At 66.5% G+C, this 16,463-nt stretch carries 13 protein-coding genes and 1 pseudogene; 7 read left to right on the plus strand and 7 right to left on the minus strand.

The window, feature by feature from the left end:
- Window positions 1-538 precede the first annotated feature (538 nt).
- On the minus strand, window positions 539-1,402 hold the full coding sequence (locus E1J61_RS20305) for an alpha/beta fold hydrolase (protein ID WP_133096034.1): 864 nt from the start codon (window positions 1,400-1,402) through the stop codon (window positions 539-541).
- Window positions 1,403-1,653: 251 nt separating this feature from the next.
- Here E1J61_RS20305 and E1J61_RS20310 point away from each other — a divergent pair.
- Window positions 1,654-1,946 (plus strand): annotated as a pseudogene (locus tag E1J61_RS20310) (LysR family transcriptional regulator); the annotation flags it as partial.
- 237 nt (window positions 1,947-2,183) lie between these two features.
- Here the strand turns inward: E1J61_RS20310 and E1J61_RS20315 are convergent.
- On the minus strand, window positions 2,184-3,341 hold the full coding sequence (locus E1J61_RS20315; RefSeq protein ID WP_133095814.1) for a PHB depolymerase family esterase: 1,158 nt from the start codon (window positions 3,339-3,341) through the stop codon (window positions 2,184-2,186).
- A 250-nt stretch (window positions 3,342-3,591) separates the two neighbouring features.
- On the opposite strand from E1J61_RS20315, the gene E1J61_RS20320 reads away from it, so the two are divergent.
- Window positions 3,592-4,386 (plus strand): Crp/Fnr family transcriptional regulator, encoded by a 795-nt coding sequence (locus tag E1J61_RS20320; protein WP_133095815.1) that lies wholly within the window; start codon window positions 3,592-3,594, stop codon window positions 4,384-4,386.
- A 37-nt stretch (window positions 4,387-4,423) separates the two neighbouring features.
- On the opposite strand, the gene E1J61_RS20325 is transcribed toward E1J61_RS20320, so the two are convergent.
- Together E1J61_RS20325 and E1J61_RS20330 are read right to left on the minus strand one after the other, a co-directional pair.
- Window positions 4,424-4,810, minus strand: coding sequence for a hypothetical protein (locus E1J61_RS20325; protein WP_371704568.1), 387 nt, complete (start codon window positions 4,808-4,810; stop codon window positions 4,424-4,426).
- Window positions 4,811-4,892: 82 nt separating this feature from the next.
- Window positions 4,893-5,183, minus strand: a complete 291-nt coding sequence (locus E1J61_RS20330) for a transposase (protein ID WP_158577668.1) — start codon at window positions 5,181-5,183, stop codon at window positions 4,893-4,895.
- A 925-nt stretch (window positions 5,184-6,108) separates the two neighbouring features.
- Here E1J61_RS20330 and E1J61_RS20335 point away from each other — a divergent pair.
- Together E1J61_RS20335 and E1J61_RS20340 are read left to right on the plus strand one after the other, a co-directional pair.
- Complete coding sequence (locus tag E1J61_RS20335) at window positions 6,109-7,068, plus strand: LysR family transcriptional regulator (protein WP_133095817.1); 960 nt, start codon at window positions 6,109-6,111, stop codon at window positions 7,066-7,068.
- A gap of 343 nt (window positions 7,069-7,411) precedes the next feature.
- A complete protein-coding gene (locus E1J61_RS20340; protein ID WP_133095818.1) occupies window positions 7,412-8,077 on the plus strand; it encodes a response regulator in 666 nt (221 codons plus the stop codon).
- A gap of 28 nt (window positions 8,078-8,105) precedes the next feature.
- Here the strand turns inward: E1J61_RS20340 and E1J61_RS20345 are convergent, their stop codons facing one another.
- The 3 genes from E1J61_RS20345 to E1J61_RS20355 all read right to left on the minus strand — a co-directional run bounded on the left by E1J61_RS20345 (window position 8,106) and on the right by E1J61_RS20355 (window position 10,959).
- Window positions 8,106-8,567 carry a MarR family winged helix-turn-helix transcriptional regulator gene (locus E1J61_RS20345; protein ID WP_133095819.1) on the minus strand — a complete coding sequence of 154 codons (462 nt, stop codon included), beginning with the start codon at window positions 8,565-8,567 and terminating at the stop codon, window positions 8,106-8,108.
- Window positions 8,568-8,623: 56 nt separating this feature from the next.
- Complete coding sequence (locus E1J61_RS20350) at window positions 8,624-10,219, minus strand: MFS transporter (protein WP_133095820.1); 1,596 nt, start codon at window positions 10,217-10,219, stop codon at window positions 8,624-8,626.
- Between the two features lie 74 nt (window positions 10,220-10,293).
- Window positions 10,294-10,959: a TetR/AcrR family transcriptional regulator gene (locus E1J61_RS20355; protein WP_133095821.1), complete on the minus strand. Its 666-nt coding sequence runs from the start codon at window positions 10,957-10,959 to the stop codon at window positions 10,294-10,296.
- Window positions 10,960-11,118: 159 nt separating this feature from the next.
- Between E1J61_RS20355 and E1J61_RS20360 the strand changes: the two genes are divergently transcribed.
- The 3 genes from E1J61_RS20360 (at window position 11,119) to E1J61_RS20370 (ending at window position 16,351) form a co-directional block, all read left to right on the plus strand.
- On the plus strand, window positions 11,119-12,591 hold the full coding sequence (locus tag E1J61_RS20360) for a coniferyl aldehyde dehydrogenase (RefSeq protein ID WP_207951234.1): 1,473 nt from the start codon (window positions 11,119-11,121) through the stop codon (window positions 12,589-12,591).
- Window positions 12,592-12,679: 88 nt separating this feature from the next.
- Window positions 12,680-14,659, plus strand: a complete 1,980-nt coding sequence (locus tag E1J61_RS20365; RefSeq protein WP_133095823.1) for an alkyl/aryl-sulfatase — start codon at window positions 12,680-12,682, stop codon at window positions 14,657-14,659.
- 57 nt (window positions 14,660-14,716) lie between these two features.
- On the plus strand, window positions 14,717-16,351 hold the full coding sequence (locus E1J61_RS20370; protein WP_133095824.1) for an AMP-binding protein: 1,635 nt from the start codon (window positions 14,717-14,719) through the stop codon (window positions 16,349-16,351).
- Window positions 16,352-16,463: the final 112 nt, after the last annotated feature.

The following is a 16,463-nucleotide window of genomic DNA, read 5'->3' on the forward strand; positions in this document are numbered from 1 at the left end:
TTGTCGCCATTATGGCAACGGATTCGGACAAAGCAAAGACATGGGAATTGCTCAGTCACCGCCAAAAATGCCGATCTGGCATCTTTATGGCCTTTGCGAAGTGGTTGGTCGCAAACCTGGGACTTACCCGCCACACCGCGCCTGCCACTCCCGCGCTGTATCCGACGCGCTCGGGGAATGCCCCCGCGGTGACGACTTGTGTACGGTTCGATTGTCGACTGAGAGCTCGCGCGCGATTTCTTTCATCGTGCCGCCCTGGGCGCGCAGCGCCATCACCCACTCGCAACAGGCGCCCGTTCGGACCCGGTCGGGACGAAATAGCGTTGCCTTGTGGAAGGCGCTTTCGCCGATATGCAGGCTGGTGTCCGAAGGCGCCGGCCGCTGCGCCACCTGCCATAGCGGCACACTGCTTACCGACGCCAATGCGCGCCTGCATCCGCCGAGCGACTCGATGGTCGAACCGGAATCGCGTCAGGATTTCCTCGGTCACGATGGCGATCAACGGCTCGATCCACGAACTCTGCGAGACAGGGCCTCTCTAGCCAGCCAACTCGGCAACCGCCCGATTGAACGCGCCTGGGTTGGCAATATTCATGCCGTGAGAGGCTCCGGCAATTGTCTGACGCTTAGCTTGCACGATCCATTCTTGAAGCTTCTCGACCGTGCCACGGAACATGCGCGGACTCTTTTGCCCATCGATCAGCAACGTTCGACACCGGATTTCGCCGGCCGCTTCGCGTGTGTAGGCGGGCAACGGGTCACGCAGCTGCTTCGGCAGTGTGAGCGCATTATCGAGCGCCATCCTGCGGAAGCCCTGGGAACTCTTGCTCCAAAAACCAGGCATGGTTACCGAGTCTACGAACAGATTCAGACCGGCATCGAATTCGCCTTGCTCAACCAGTGCTGCAGCCTTCTCTCTCAACGCATGGGTGGCCAGCGGCAATTTGCCGGCCCCTGCTTGCGGCGTTGCCTGAAGTGGGCCGCCTGGATCAGCGAGCGTGAGCGTGTTCACCAAGTGAGGGTATTCACACGCTAGATGAAACGCAATGCAACCGCCACGCGAGTGGCCGACCAGATGGACCGGCCCCAGACCGAGCGCATCGATGAACTCCGCAATCTCCGCGACGTGCGCCTCCCAACTGAAGTCGCCGCGTCCGTTCGCACTGGTTTGTGGCCAATAGTGGCCCAGGCTCGGAGCGAGGCAGTGGAAGGCCTTCGACAGAGAAGCGAGCTGCGGCTCCCAATAGCGGTAGTCGCACAGCGACCCGTGCACGAATACCATTGGCTCGCCGCTCCCAGCTTCCACATAGGGAACGGAGGTGCCGGAGGCGGTGGAAACAAAAGAAGGTTGTGGCCAGGCACCGGCAAGAGCCAGCGCAGTCAGGGGCGCTCGTGCATTCATGTTTAACTCCTTGCCCAGACTTTGCGGCACCGCACTCAAAAAGAAAATCGAATAATATTGATGAAATCTCTCAGATTTTCTGATAGCTCCACATTCGCGGGGCTCCCTTGCGGCCTTGTCGAGTCCGAAGGCCTTGCCGGACGAACCGGGCACCGTGCGGAACGCGGACATCGTCCGACGCGATAGGCTGGATCAGCGCGGACGCGAGTGTGATCGTGTCGCCCTGTCCGGCCGACTGCATGATGCCGCCGTGGGAATTCAAGGTCGACGGCATTGTCCGCAAGTACACGCCAGCGGCTCGTATGACCTTCAACGATGCCGACCTTGTACTGCAGGCGCTGCTGCGGGGATGGTGCATTGCGCAGATGGCCGGCTACCAGATCTGCGATCACATTGCGAGCAAAGACCTGCTGGTTGCGACGACCGCGGGCATTACATCTGCGAGCTGAGCCGGCAACACCTGCCCACGCGCAATCGCGTCTTCATCGATTTCATGGTCGAGCACATACGTGCGCTCGATCTAAATTGCCTGACCGAGTTCAACGCCGGAGCATTGATGCGATGGCGGAAGAGGCGTCAGCGTAGTTCTCCAGTTCAGGTGCCGCGTCTGCGCATTGGTAGTCCAGCATCGACCACGGCGATGTCGTCGCTCTGTGCGTGCCGGGCATGGTGACGGCGCTGTTCGTCAAGGACCGTTCGCGCGGCTGAAGCGCGGTGCCCTGAGACGCAGAGAAATGGAGGGCAGTTGCCGTCCCTTTTTTCATGCGCGCGTGGTCACGGCTCAACGCCGGTGCTGGCGCAGGAAATCCCACATCATCGCGCTGGCGTCGGGGCCGATGTCGCTGTGGAAGCCGTAGCTGGCGTCGCCACCGCTCCAGGCGTGGTCCAGCCCTTCCACCTCCACCAGCGCGACCAGGTCGCGGCTCCAGCGGCCGAAGCGGTACTCGCGGCAGCGGCCGGGTTCTTCGCCCGGCGCCGCGTCGGGCCCTGCGTCCGGAATCGCGGCAAGCCGGTCTTCCAGCTCGTTGTAGGCGAGAAACTGGCGCGCCAGCAGCCTGCCGTTGACCGGGTGCACCGCATCGTCGGCGAGGCCGTGGATCACCAGCGCCGGCATCTCGGGCCCGCCTGGCGTGACGCCAGCGGCGTCGAGCAGCCATGCCGGCTCGGCCGTGGCACCGTGCCGCATGGCGTGCAGGCCGGCGCGCGGCGTGTCGGCAGCGCCGATCACGACACCGGAATGCATCGCCACCGCGGCCACCTTGCCGGGGTAACGCAGCGCCACCACCGCGGCCATGGCCGCACCGGCGGACATGCCGGCGAGGTAGATCTCGCGCTCGCGCACATCGTGGCGCGCGGCCAGCGCATCGAGCAGTGCCGCCAGGGCCTGCGCCTCGCGCCCGCCCTCGGCGGCGCTCAGGTCGAACCACTGCCAGCAGCGCTGGACCTGCCGCCGCAGCGGCTGTTGCGGGTAAGCGACGATAAAGCCCTCCTGTTCTGCCAGCGCGTTCATGCGCGTGCCGGCACTGAGGGCATCGGGCGTCTGCCGGCACCCATGCAGCAGCACCACCACCGGCAACGGGCCGCGATGGCGCTTGGACGGGATATAGAGGTGATAGGACAGCTGCGGCACCAGTTCGCCGGGCAGCGCCGCCAGGCGCAGCCGGTGTGCCTGCCAGGTGCCGGGCAGTTCGTCCGGCGCGATGGGTGACGTGGCGGGCGACCTCGCGGGTGACCACGCGGGCGGCGTGGCGGGCGTCGTCAGGGGGGCAACAGCCGAGCGGCGTGGGCGGGCTGGCGCGTCCTGCGGACGTGACGGTGTCAGCGGGTTCAGCGAATCGAGGCGTCGCAGCCAGGACTTCACCTGAGTTTCAGTTCGGGCCTGCACCCGGCTCAGGCGCCGGAGTTGTGCGTGCCAGTCAGCGGCTAGGCTCTTGGTCATGAGGACTCCTGCTCATATGACGGAATCTCCCCCGGGGTGCCTTTGTTGTGCGTTGCAGCATACCACACCCCGGATGGACCTCCCGTGAGGCGGATGTGGCACGCGGATTGCCCTGGCGCCACGCCCGGGCCTCCCCCGCCATCGCGAAAATATTGAACACTGGAATCGAAAGAATGAAGATCGCAGCAAGTTGGCTGGCGATGCCGGCGTTTTATACTGACTTGTCGCTTGCCCTTGCGTCAAAATACCCATGCCGGATCACGGCGCCCCCGCCTGTTCGCTTTGCCTTTTCCATCCCGTCTGTGGCGCAGCCGCGACGGCCGCCGCCACCGCGCCCGCCGGCACGCGCCTGCGGCCCGAGCGCCTGAGCCTGCGCGCCGGCGACTATGTCGTCCGCCAGGGACGCCCGGCATTGACGGTCTATCCGCTGCGCACGGGCAGCGCCAAGCAGGTCTACGAATCGCCGCTGGGCTGGCGCCAGGTCACCGGCTTTTCCTTGCCGGGCGATGTGCTGGGACTGGAACCGCATGAAGCGCCACAGCACGGTGCCGCGGCGATCGCGCTGCAGGACTCCGAGGTGTGCGCGGTGCCGGTCGAATCGCTGCGCGAGTTGATGGCTGCGCCGGCCTTCCGCATCGCCGCACTGGCGGTCATGCGCCGCAACGCCGAGCGCGAGCGCGTGCTGCTGGTTGCCGTGGGATCGATGAAAGCCCCGCAGCGCCTGGCCATGCTGCTGCTGGACCTTGCCGGCGAGCAGGCACGCCGCCATGGCCGGCAGGACGGCACGCTGACGCTGGCGATGTCGCGCGCCGATATCGCCAGTCTGCTGGGCCTGACGCTGGAAACGGTATCGCGGCTGCTGTCGCGCTTTGCATCGGTTGGTCTGATCGCGGTGCGCCAGCGGCGGCTGCGCATCATCGACTCCGCCGGGCTTGCCTCGATCTATGCCGACCTTGACGGCGGCGCACAGCGGCCTGCGCGCGAAGCTGATCCGGGCGCGGAATTCGCGCCCGCGATGGCGATGTGCCGGGGCCCGGCGTCCTAGCCGTCGGCGACGGCTTGCAGCCCCGGGGGTTGCGCACTCAGCGACGTTGCTGCGTGCACTCCTGCCGATACGCCTCTTCCAGCCGCTTGCGATCCGGCTGCCGCTCCAGTGTCGGATAGGTGCGGCCGTCTGCCGTGGTCACCGACGACTTGCCTTCGGACCACCGGGGCCCCTTCGGCAGCGCATCGATCTGGTCCAGCAGGCCCTGGCAGTGCTGGCGCTGCGATGCGGACAAGGTGCCACCGGGGCCTTCGACCACGGCGGTGGCTTCGTCCAGCATCCGCGGCGGCGGTGGCGCCACCATCGGCGTACCTCCGGCGGCGGCTGCGGATGCGGCAGGACTCGCTGCCCACGACGTGGCGTGCAGGGAAATTGCCACGATGGCAGCCGTCAGCAGGCCGCACTTGCAAACAAACCTCTTCAAAACCAGTACTCCAGGGGCCTGCGCAGGGCATGGCGACAGCCATGGTGCGCGGCATTGCGTTGCGGAAAAACCAGCCGTGCCTTCAGCGATCCTTGCCGTTGCCCTGGCGGCGGCCGGTACGGTTGCGCAGCAGCTCGAGCTTGAGCAGTGCGTCCGCAAGCATACTCTTAAGCCGCGCATTCTCCTCTTGCAGTTCGCGCAGCTTGCGCCCGTCGCGGGCATCGTTCTGGCTCTGGTCCCCGTAGCGCGCGCGCCATCCATAGAACGAGGCATCGCTGAAGCCATAGCGCGCGCACAGCTCGCGCACCGGCACGCCGCTGGCCGCTTCGGCCAGGTAGCTGCGGATCTGTTCTTCCGAATACCGTCTGTTCACGAATCTCTCCGCTCCACAACGGCGCCGGCGCTGGCGCAGGCAATGCCGGCCGCGCCGCCAACCGTGCCGACTCTGGCCGTACGTTAGCCCACGGCCGCGCCAAAAGGCAATTCAGTGTCTTCGCAAACCGAGTTAAGAAAATTATCTGGATGGACGCCGCGCGCAGCGCCGCCCAAATGGCTGCCGCAAGCCACCTGCCAGCAGGCGCGCGGGCGTTTCCGGCACCTCGTCGTTCAGAAAATCCGCAAGCCTCGCCGTAGCCGCACAGGCCGTGCCGCCGTGCCGGCAACGCTGCCGACACGGCTATATTTTGCTAAGCCAATTTGGAGTCCACTTTGTTTCAGCACCGTGGCAATGGCCTGGCAAGCCGTGTCGGCCCGCACGTCGTCTTGAGCCGCCAGCGGCTGTCCCGCCGGTATAGCGAACCGGATAAGGGCGATAAAAGCAGGATTAGAAGCCTGTCATCAAATCAAGTTTCTAGGACTTTTGCAGACCATGTATTAAGATTCCTCGGCACAACTAAATTTCGCACGCTTTCGCAATGCGCCACGCGGCGCTCGCAGGAAGCGGCCCGGCAGCCCGCAGCCACCGTGAAGAGAACCGGTGTGCGGTCCCTACACTGCCGGCAAATATCAGGCCTGAAGGATCGAGGAGTCACTGCGCCAATTTGTCGACGCAAGTCGGAAATGTGGAGTCGTGCATGGCCATCCAAAGAGTCCTGTCCGGACGGCGCGGACCGATCCGGTCTGCCGCGCCGAGTGTGACGGGCGCCATTTTCCAAGCTGGCTTTGCAGTATGGGCGTCAGATTGCCGCCCCGTCGGATAAGCACGTTTCATGCTTTGCCGCGCGCTCCATTGCGCGCGGTGCTGTACGCATCGGACAGACAAGAATCAAAAAAAGAATCATGCATTGGGAGAAGTCAGAATGCGTCACGTCAGCACCAAGCTATTACATGTCTTCGTCCTGGTGATGGAGTATCGCGACCTCAACGCGGTCGCCGCGTGTACCCAGGGACGCGTGCCCACCGTCGCTTATAGCCTGACGCGCTTGCGCGAAATCACGGGCGATCCGCTGTTCGTCAAGCGCAATGGCATGCTCGAACCGACGCCCCACGCCTTGCGCCTGGAGCAGACCGCGCGCCAGATCCTGGCCAAGTGGAACCAGCTGGTGCGCCCGGGCGAAGCGGGCATAAGCCAGCGCCGCGCGGACGGCAGGCGGATTTCCATCGGCTTCTCGTCTTCGATCGGCGACCCGGTCATTACGGAAATCCTGACCACGCTGTGCGAGCAGTTCCCGCAGGACAGCTTCATCACGCGTCCCGTGATCGCCGATGCCGTGCTGGCCAGCCATCTCGATAGCGGCGAACTGGATTGCGCGTTTGTCGTAGACGGCGGCCACGACCCCGAGCGCGTGCAACAACAGAACATCATGGCCACGCCGCGCCGCCTCGTCAGTGCCGCCCGCGAAGGCAGCCACGACGAAGGTGAAACGGACTGGATCCTGCTGCAGGAAGATTGCGAAGCCGGCAGCCCGCTGCGCGCCTTCCTGAGCCGGCAGGCCGGCACGCCCGGGCATCGCGAGACCGTGGTGCCTTCCTGGCACACGCAGATCACGCTGCTGCATGCCGCGGGAGGCATCTGCCCGGTGCTGGACTTCAACGTGCCGCTGGTCACGCGCGAGCGCAAGACACGGCTGCTGGCACCGCCGAGCAGTTTTCCCGAATGGGCCGCCCTGCATTTCTGGGCGCCGGAGCGCAGCCACGACAAGGCGGTGCTGCGCGACATCATGGAAGTCGGCAGCGCGGTGCTGCGCGATCCGCTCAAGGCCATCGACGGCCGCCGCAGCGGGCGGCCCGCGATGGCACAGGCCGAGGCGCTCGCCTGACTCGCGCAATGGCGCCTGCGCGCTAGTCGCCGATCCGTCAACGCATTCGATGCGCCGCGAGGCGCTGGCCCCTGCCGGGGCCAGCGCTTTTTTTTTGCTGCGACACGGTGGCGACAGCGCTTTGCGAATTCTCCTACTTTCGCGCCGGGGCATAGCCAGTATCCTGCCCATGCATCGCAGCGCGCCGGCCGTCTCCCGTTTGGCCCGTCCTGCGGCGATGCATGCAGTTGTCTGGCGTCACTTGTCTGGCGCCGCCATTTCGCCGCACGTCGGCCGACGTGCGGCGTTTTCTTGAGCGCGGCGCGGCATGACGGCCGGCACGAATCTGGACCGAGGAGACCCGATGGCATTGAGGATCCTGCTTGCCGATGACCATCCGGTGGTCAGCGCGGCCGTTGCCGACCGCCTGCACACCCAGACCGGATGGGAAATCTGCGGCACAGTGACCAGCGCAACGGCACTGCTGAACAGCGTCGCGACCCTGCGGCCCGATGTCGTCGTCACCGACTATCACATGCCCTCGCAGCAGGAAGGCAGCGGGGACGGTTTGCGCATGTTGGGCGCACTGCGCCGGCGCCATCCGTCGCTGGCCGTGACCGTTCTGACCATGATCACCAACCCTCTGGTGCTGCGCTCCATCCTCGATACGCAGGTGCATGGCCTGCTGCTGAAAGACGCCCCGCTGTCGGAGCTGGTCACCATGATCAGCCGCGTCCAGCGCGGCTTCCGCTACATCGGCAAGTCGGCCATGGAGATCCTGTCACAGGCCGATCCCGGCAACCCGGCGGCAAGCCATGGCGGCGCCGAGCGGCTGTCGGCGCGTGAAATGGAAGTGCTGCGGATGTACCTGGCCGGGCGCTCCGTCAGCGAGATTGCGGTCCTGCTATGCCGCAGCGTCAAGACCATCAGCCGCCAGAAGAACTGTGCCATGCACAAGCTCGGTGTCACCAACGACCGCGAGCTGTTCGAATTCGCCGCCCTCAACGGCATGCTGCTTTCCGGCTGCTGAATGGCGGGCGCCGGCACAGGCCCGGCACTCAGGCCACGGCGTCAGGCTGCTCCAGCCGCGCCAGCGCATGCGCAATGCCGGTCTCCAGCTGCGCCAGCCCGCGCGACAGGTCTTGCATGGTCGAGGCCGAAACCTCGGTCAGCACATCCTCCAGGAAGGCGGAGCGCAGCGGCATCAGGCGCGCCACCAGTTGCTGCCCCGCGTGCGACAGCGTGACATGGGTCACGCGGTTGTCGCGCTCCGATGTGGTCCGCTCGACCCAGCCAAGCTCCTGCATGGCCTTGAGCTGGCGCGTCAGCGCGCCCGGATCCATGCCGACGCGGTCGGCCAGTGCCCGCTGCGCAATGGCATCCTCCTGCAGGTGCAGTACATGCAGGATCCGCCAGCGCGCCAGCGGCAGGCCGATGCACTGCTCGAATGCGGCCGCATACGCGCGGTAGGTGCGTCCGAACTGCTGCAGTACGGCTACGCTTTGTCGCTCCAGTTCCATCCGTTCTCCTCAGGGGTACACAAGCGCCATCACAGGCGCCGCATCCGGGCAGGCGCTCACTCCGCCGCCATCGCAGGCCCCGCGGTGCGCACCAGTCTGACCGGCGGCACCCGGTGCGCGCACCAGACGCCCACCGCAGCGGCAATCCCGGCGGCCAGCAGGCCCAGGTGGATCGCGCTGACCAGCGACATGCGCGCCTGCTCCAGCAGCAAGGCGCCATTGTGCCCGGCCTGGCCCAGCTCGCCGAGCAGCGCCAGTTGCGAGGCCTTGTCGATCAGCACCTGCGGGTCTCCCATGCGCGCTGCCCACTGGCTGGCGCCGGCGGCAGCCATGGCGTGGTCGACGCCGCCGGTATAGCTGCGCGTGACCAGCGTGCCGACGATCGCCGTACCGACCATGCCGCCCACCATGCGCAGCGATTGCAGCATCGCCGTGGCAATGCCAAGGTGCTCGCGCCCGGCGGTCTGCTGCGCGAACACCGTCAGGTTGGGCATGATGAAGCCCAGCCCGAGTCCGCCCACCAGCATGATAGCGAGCAGCATCCCGTGCGGCATGGCGCGCGTGGCCTGCGACAGGGCCAGCGTGGCCAGCGCCAGCATGCCAAACCCGGCATAGAGCATCGCGTTGGGCCGGCGGATGCGGGTGATGACGCGGCCGTTGACGATGCTGCCGACCGTGATGCAGACCACCAGCGGCGTAATCAGCAAGCCCGCTTCCTTCGGCGACAGGCCAAAGCCGCCCTGGAACAGCAACGGCGCATACAGCAGCAGCGCGAACATCGTGAAGCCGGCGAACACCGACAGCTGGAACAGCGGCGCCAGTCCGGGATTGCGGAACATCTCCACCGGCAGGATCGGGTTGGCGCAGCGCCGCTCCCAGTGCCACAGCGCCACCATCGCGAGGGCCGACAGCACCAGCAAGCCACCGGTATAGGCATCGAAGCCGCGCCCGGGCAGCAGTTCGACGCTCATCTGCATGGCGCCCAGGCCAAGGGCGATCAGCAAGGCCCCGACCCAGTCCACGCGCACCGGCCCGCTGTGCGCCTGCTGGCGCAGGTGCGGCAGGTAGCGCCAGGCAAACCACAGGCCCAGCACGCCGACCGGCAGGTTGACATAGAACACCGCGCGCCAGCCGTACCACTCGGTCAGCACGCCGCCCAGCGACGGTCCGATGGCATTGGCGATACCGAATGCCGCACTCAGCATCACCTGCCAGCGCAGCCGCACATGCGAGTCGGGAAACAGGTCGGCAATGCAGGCGAAAGCCGTGCCCACCAGCATGCCGCCGCCGATGCCCTGCAGCGCTCGCGCCAGCACCAGGAACGGCATGCTGCTCGCGAGCCCGCACAATGCCGACGCGACGGTGAACACCACGATCGACGCCAGCACGAAGGGCTTGCGTCCGTAATAGTCGCCCAGCCGGCCGAAGATCGGCACGGTGATGACGGACGTCAGCAGGTACGCCGTCGCCACCCAGGCGTAGTACTCGAAGCCTTGCAGTTCCGCCACGACGGTCGGCAGCGCGGTGCCGACCACGGTCTGGTCCAGCGCCACCAGCATCACCACGAAGGACACGCCCAGCATGGCCAGCAAAGACTTGCGGAATGGCAGGACCTGGCCGGTGGCCTCACCGCTTTGTGGCTGGGGCGTCATGTGATTGCTCGATCAATCGTTGCGATGTCAATGATTATAGGACACACATCGGAGTCCGCCAGCCCTCAATACGATTATTCCGCGCCGAGATACCAGTGGCGGAACATCTCCCGTGCCGGCGCCAGGTAACTGCCGATAGGCTCCTGCCGGCCATTGGCATACCAGTGGCAGTAACAGCCATGGAATACCGCCAGCAGCGCGCGCGCCATTGCCGGTGGCAGCGGGCGCTCCGGCGTGCCAAGGGCCTCCACCAGAACCCGCACATGGCCGTTCCACCCTTCACGGATATGCTCGCGCACGCTTTGCGGCGCATTGCCTGAAAACAACAGCGCCAGCACGATCCCCTTGGTTTCCGGGTTGCGCGTGAAGTAATCGGCTACCCGCTCGAACAACTCATCCACCCGCTGCGACACGGTCAGGCCTTGCAGGTCGGCCGGGTCGAACTGCACCTCGATTTCCTGGAACAGGCTGATCGCGGCTTCCGCCAGCAGCATTTCCTTGCTGCCGAAATGCCACAGCAAGCTGCTTTTTGCCACGCCAGCGTGTGTGGAGACCTGGTCCAGCGTGACTTCGCCATAGCCGTGCTCGGCGATCAATCCCTTGGTCAGGTCAATGACGCGCTGGCGCGTTTCCAGGCCGCGGCGGTATTTGGTCGCGCCGGTTCCGCGTGCCGGCGGTGCTTTCGGTGCGGTGTCGTGGGGGCGGTCGGTGCCTGGGGCACCTTCTTCTGATGAATGCATGGCTGCGTCGGCACTGGGCCGGGGAAATGTTGAGCGCCGGCCATTTTCCCTCTCGGGATTTGCCCTAGAGGCGGCATGCTGTCCTTGACAGGCTACCACCGCCTTCACCAAACTTGAAATTGTACCGACTGTTCAGAATAAATTTAGGGGATTATGATTATGGTGAATGCAGCACAACCAACACGCCTGGAGGCGCTGCTGGCAATGCAGCAGTCAGCCTTCATGGCGTCGCCCTTCCCCTCGCTGGCGCAACGCAGAAGCGCACTGCAGCGGCTGCGCCGGGCGATTCGCGGCCATGCCAACCGGCTCGCCGCCGCCGCGGCGCGCGACTTCAGCGCGCGCGCCGACGCCGAGACTCTGATGGTCGACGTACTACCGTCGGTGCTGCATATCAACCACCTGCTGCGCGGCCTGCGGCGCTGGATGAAGCCGTCGCGCCGGCACACCGAGCTGCTGTTCCTCGGCAACGGCGCGCGCGTGATGGTCCAGCCCAAGGGCGTGGTCGGCATCGTGGTGCCGTGGAATTTCCCGGTCTACCTCGCGCTGGGCCCGCTGGCGACCGCGCTGGCCGCCGGCAACCGCTGCATGGTGAAGACCTCCGAATACGCGCCGCACACCTCGGCCGCGCTGCGCGCGCTGCTGGCCGAAGCCTTCGATGAAGACGAGGTGGCCGTGGTCGAGGGCGATGCCGCGGTGGCACGCGCCTTCACCAGCCTGCCGTTCGACCATATCGTCTTCACCGGCTCGCCCGAGGTGGGCCGCCACGTCATGCGAGCCGCCGCCGACAACCTGACCCCCGTGACGCTGGAACTGGGCGGCAAGTCGCCGGCAATCGTTTCCCGCAGCGCGGCGCTGGCGACGGCGGCCACGCGCATCGCCCATGGCAAGACCCTGAACGGCGGCCAGATCTGCGTCGCGCCCGACTACGCGCTGGTGCCGGAAGAGCTTGCCGGCGCTTTCGCCGAAGCAGTGCTCGCCGCCGCGGCCCGCATGCATCCACAGGGCAGCGACGACTACACCGCCGTCATCCACGACGACGCGCTGGCCCGCCAGCGGGCGCTGCTCGACGATGCCCGCGCGCACGGCGCGCGGATCCTCGCCGCGGCGATGCCGGCGGACGGACGGCGCCTGCCCCTGCACGTGGTGCTTGGGGTCACGCCGCAGATGCGCCTGGCGCGAGAGGAAATCTTCGGGCCGATCCTGCCGGTCATGACCTACCGCACCTTCGACGAGGCCATCGTCTGCGTGCAGCGCGGCACGCGGCCACTGGCGCTGTACTACTTCGGCCATGACAAGGCCGAGACCGGTCCGCTGCTGGAGCGCACCCACGCCGGCGGCGTCACGCTCAACGACTGGGGCTGGCATGTGGTCAACCACGACCTGCCCTTCGGCGGCACCGGCACCTCCGGCATGGGCAACTACCACGGCGCCGAAGGCTTCCGCGAGCTGTCGCACGCCAAGGCGGTGTTCAGCGAGCGCCGCTGGTTCCCGATCGCGCTGTTCCACCCGCCATACGGCGGCCGGATCCAGCGGCTCGCTCTGCGCCTGTTTCTCGGCAAGCCGCATTCGTCCGCCGTGGATGCTCCCCTGCCTTCCGGCACGAAGGCGGTTCCGCCGGCCACGCCCCGCTGAGCCACACGCCCGCCGGCCATCATCGATACGCCGGCGACGGCTGCCTGCTTCCCCGACAACGACCCTACCAAGCAACACTGGAGACTCTATGTTTCGCAAGTCCGCCGCTTCCGCGATCTCCATCGCGTGCGCCCTGCTACTGCCGTTGCCCGCCGTCGCCGGCGAAGCGCCGGTAGCTCCGGGCGATGCCACCGCGGCCACGCGCCAGGCCAACGCCGAGGTGCTGAAGCACCTGCCCTTCGCCAACCGGCAGGATTTCGAGGACGCGCGCCGCGGCTTTATCGGCACTATCGAGCGCGGCGAGATCCGCGACGCCAGCGGCCGCGTCGTCTGGAACCTGGACGCCTACGCCTTCCTGAAGGACGACGCCGCGCCGGCCTCGGTCAATCCGAGCCTGTGGCGCCAGGCGCAGCTCAACCTGCACCATGGCCTGTACCGCGTGACCGAGCGCATCTACCAGGTGCGCGGCTTCGACCTGTCCAACATGACCGTGGTGGAAGGCGACGCCGGCCTCATCATCATCGACCCGCTGCTCACCGCCGAAACCGCGCGCGCCGCGCTCGACCTGTACTACAAGCACCGCCCGAAGAAGCCGGTCGTCGCGGTGATCTATACCCACAGCCACGCCGACCACTTCGGCGGCGTCAAGGGCGTGGTCAGCGAAGACGACGTCAAGGCCGGCCGCGTCAGGATTATTGCCCCTGAAGGCTTCATGGAAGAAGCCGTCAGCGAGAACATCTACGCCGGCAACGCCATGAGCCGGCGCGCGCAGTACATGTATGGGCCGCTGCTGCCTAAGGGGCCGCGCGGGCAGGTCGACGCGGGGCTGGGCAAGACGGTGTCGCTCGGCACCGTCACGCTGATCCCGCCCACCGACCTGGTCGGCAAGACCGGCGAGACCCGCACCATCGACGGCGTGCAGATCGAATTCCAGATGGCTCCCGGCACCGAGGCGCCGGCCGAGATGCTGATGTACTTCCCGCAGTGGAAGGCCCTGTGCGCTGCAGAGGACGCCACCCACACGCTGCATAACCTCTACACCATCCGCGGCGCGCAGGTGCGCGACGCCAACCAGTGGTGGCGCGCGCTGGACGAGACCGCAGACCGCTACGGGCATCGCACCGAAGTGGTCTTTGCCCAGCATCACTGGCCGATGTGGGGCCAGCAGAACATCCTCGCGTACCTGGGCAAGCAGCGCGACGGCTACAAGTACATCCATGACCAGTCGCTGCGGCTGGCCAACCAGGGCTACACCATGACCGAGATCGCGGAAATGGTGAAGCTGCCGCCGTCGCTGGCCAGCCAGTGGGACCTGCGCGACTACTACGGCACCGTGAACCACAATGCCAAGGCCATATACCAGCGCTATCTCGGCTGGTATAGCGGCAATCCGGCCGACCTGCACCCGCTGCCGCCCGAGCAGTCCGCGCAGCGCTACGTGCGATTCATGGGCGGCGCCGACAAGGCGCTGGAGCAGGCGCGCGCCTCGTACGCGCAAGGCGACTACCGCTGGGTGGCCGAGGTGGTCAAGCACGTGGTCTTCGCCGATCCGAAGAACCAGGCGGCACGCAAGCTGCTGGCCGACGCGCTCGAGCAGATGGGCTACCAGGCCGAATCCGCAGCCTGGCGCAGCGCCTACCTGGTGGGCGCCTACGAGCTGCGCAACGGCGTGCCGAAGACGCAGTCCACGCAGACCGCCAGCCCCGACATGGTCCGCGCGATGACCGACACCATGTTCCTGGACTTCCTCGCCGTGCGCCTGAACAGCGAACGCGCGGCCGGCAAGCTGGTGAAGATCAACTGGGTCCAGCCCGACACCGGCAAGCGATACGCCCTGTCCGTCGACAACTCGGTCTTCATGTATCGCGCGGAACGCCAGCACGCCGACGCACAGGTCACGCTGACCACGCCGCGCGCAGTGCTGGTCGGCGCGCTGCTTGGCCAGACCACGCTGCAGGCGGCAACGGCTGCCGGGCAAGCAAAGCTTGACGGCGATCCCGCCGCGCTGCAGACGCTGTTCGGCATGCTCGACAAGTTCGACCCGCAATTCGAGATCGTGGCGCCGTGATACCCGCCGACGGCGCGCGACTTTCTCCGCTTTCAAACCCTGCTTGACCAAGGCACCATGACCACGAAACCCTGGCTCGCCAGCTATGGCGACATCCCCGCCGAGATCGATGCGGACACGCCCCGCTCGCTGACCGCACTGCTGGATACCGCGCTGCGCCAGCATGCCGACCGGCCCGCCTTCACCTGCCTCGGGCAGACCGTCAGCTACGCCGGTCTCGACGCGCAGTCGCGCGACTTCGCCGCCTATCTGCAGTCCGAACTCGGCGTGCGCAAGGGGGACCGCATCGGCGTGATGCTGCCCAACCTCATCGCCTTCCCGATCGCGCTGATCGCGATCGCGCGCATCGGTGCGGTGCAGGTCAACATCAACCCGATGTACACGGCGCGCGAGCTCGAGCATCAGCTCAACGACGCGGGGGTCGAGATCCTGGTGGCCTACAGCGGCATCAGTGCCACCGTCGCAGAAGTGATGGCGCGGACCCCGCTCAGGACCATCGTCACCGCCGGACCCGGCGACGGCACCGGGGCGGCGTTGCCGTCGCCGCCGGTCGATCCCCGGCTGGCGCAGGCAATCGCCTTCGACGCAGCCGTCGCCCAGGGTCGTGCGCTGCCGCTGCAGGCCGTGGAAATCGAAGGCAACGACCTGATCTTCCTGCAATACACCGGCGGCACCACCGGCGTGTCAAAGGGCGCGGCGCTGTCGCACCGCAACCTCGTCGCCAACGTAGCGCAGTTCAAGGCGATGGTGACGGACAACCTGGTCGACGGCAAGGAAGTGGTCGTGACCGCGATCCCGCTGTATCACATCTTCGCGCTGATGGTGAACTTCATCACCTTCTTCACGGTCGGCGCGCGCAACTGGCTGGTGCCGAACCCGCGCGACATGGATGCCTTCATCGACGTGCTCAAGGCCTCGCGCTGCACCGTGCTGACCGGGGTCAACACGCTTTACGCCGGCCTGGTTGCGCACCCGCGTATCGGCGAGGTCGACTTCTCGTCGCTGCGCCTGGCCGCGGGCGGCGGCGCGGCCATCGTGCCGGCCACCTCGCAGCGGTGGAAGGCGCTGACGGGTGTCTTCATCCGCGAGGGCTATGGCCTGTCAGAGACCAGCCCGATCGTCAGCTTCAATCCACCGACGGCCGAAGCCTTCAACGGCACCACCGGCCTGCCGCTGCCGTCCACCGATATCCGGCTGCTGGGCGACGACGACCGTGACGTGCCGCCCGGGGCGGCGGGCGAAGTCTGCGTCAAGGGGCCGCAGGTCATGCGCGGCTACTGGAACAAGCCAGGCGCCAACGCCGATGCGTTCACCGCCGATGGCTACTTCCGTACCGGCGACATCGGCATGCTGACCGAACAAGGCTACCTGAAGATCGTCGACCGCAAGAAGGACATGGTGATCGTCTCCGGATTCAACGTGTTCCCCAACGAGATCGAGGCCGTGGTCAGCGACTGTCCCGGCGTGATCGAATGCGCGTGCGTGGGTATCAGCGACGGCCACTCCGGCGAAGCACTGAAAGTCTACGTGGTGAAGGCCGCCGGCGCGACGCTGGATGCAGCGGCATTGCAGGCGCATTGCCGCGGGCAACTGACCGGATACAAGGTGCCGAAATCCTTCGAATTCGTCGAGGCACTGCCGAAGTCGACGGTAGGCAAGGTGTTGCGACGGGAGCTGCGGCCCCGGGCGTGAAGCCAGTTTGCAAGCAACGCCAACCGCGCAGGTACCAGAAGCCTTTCACCGCCGGCTCGCCTCGGGGAAAGGACGGCCCGCCCGACCTCGGGCGTGCCGTCCATGACCACGC

The organism is Cupriavidus sp. L7L (genome assembly GCF_004353535.1).
Lineage (GTDB): Bacteria > Pseudomonadota > Gammaproteobacteria > Burkholderiales > Burkholderiaceae > Cupriavidus > Cupriavidus oxalaticus_A.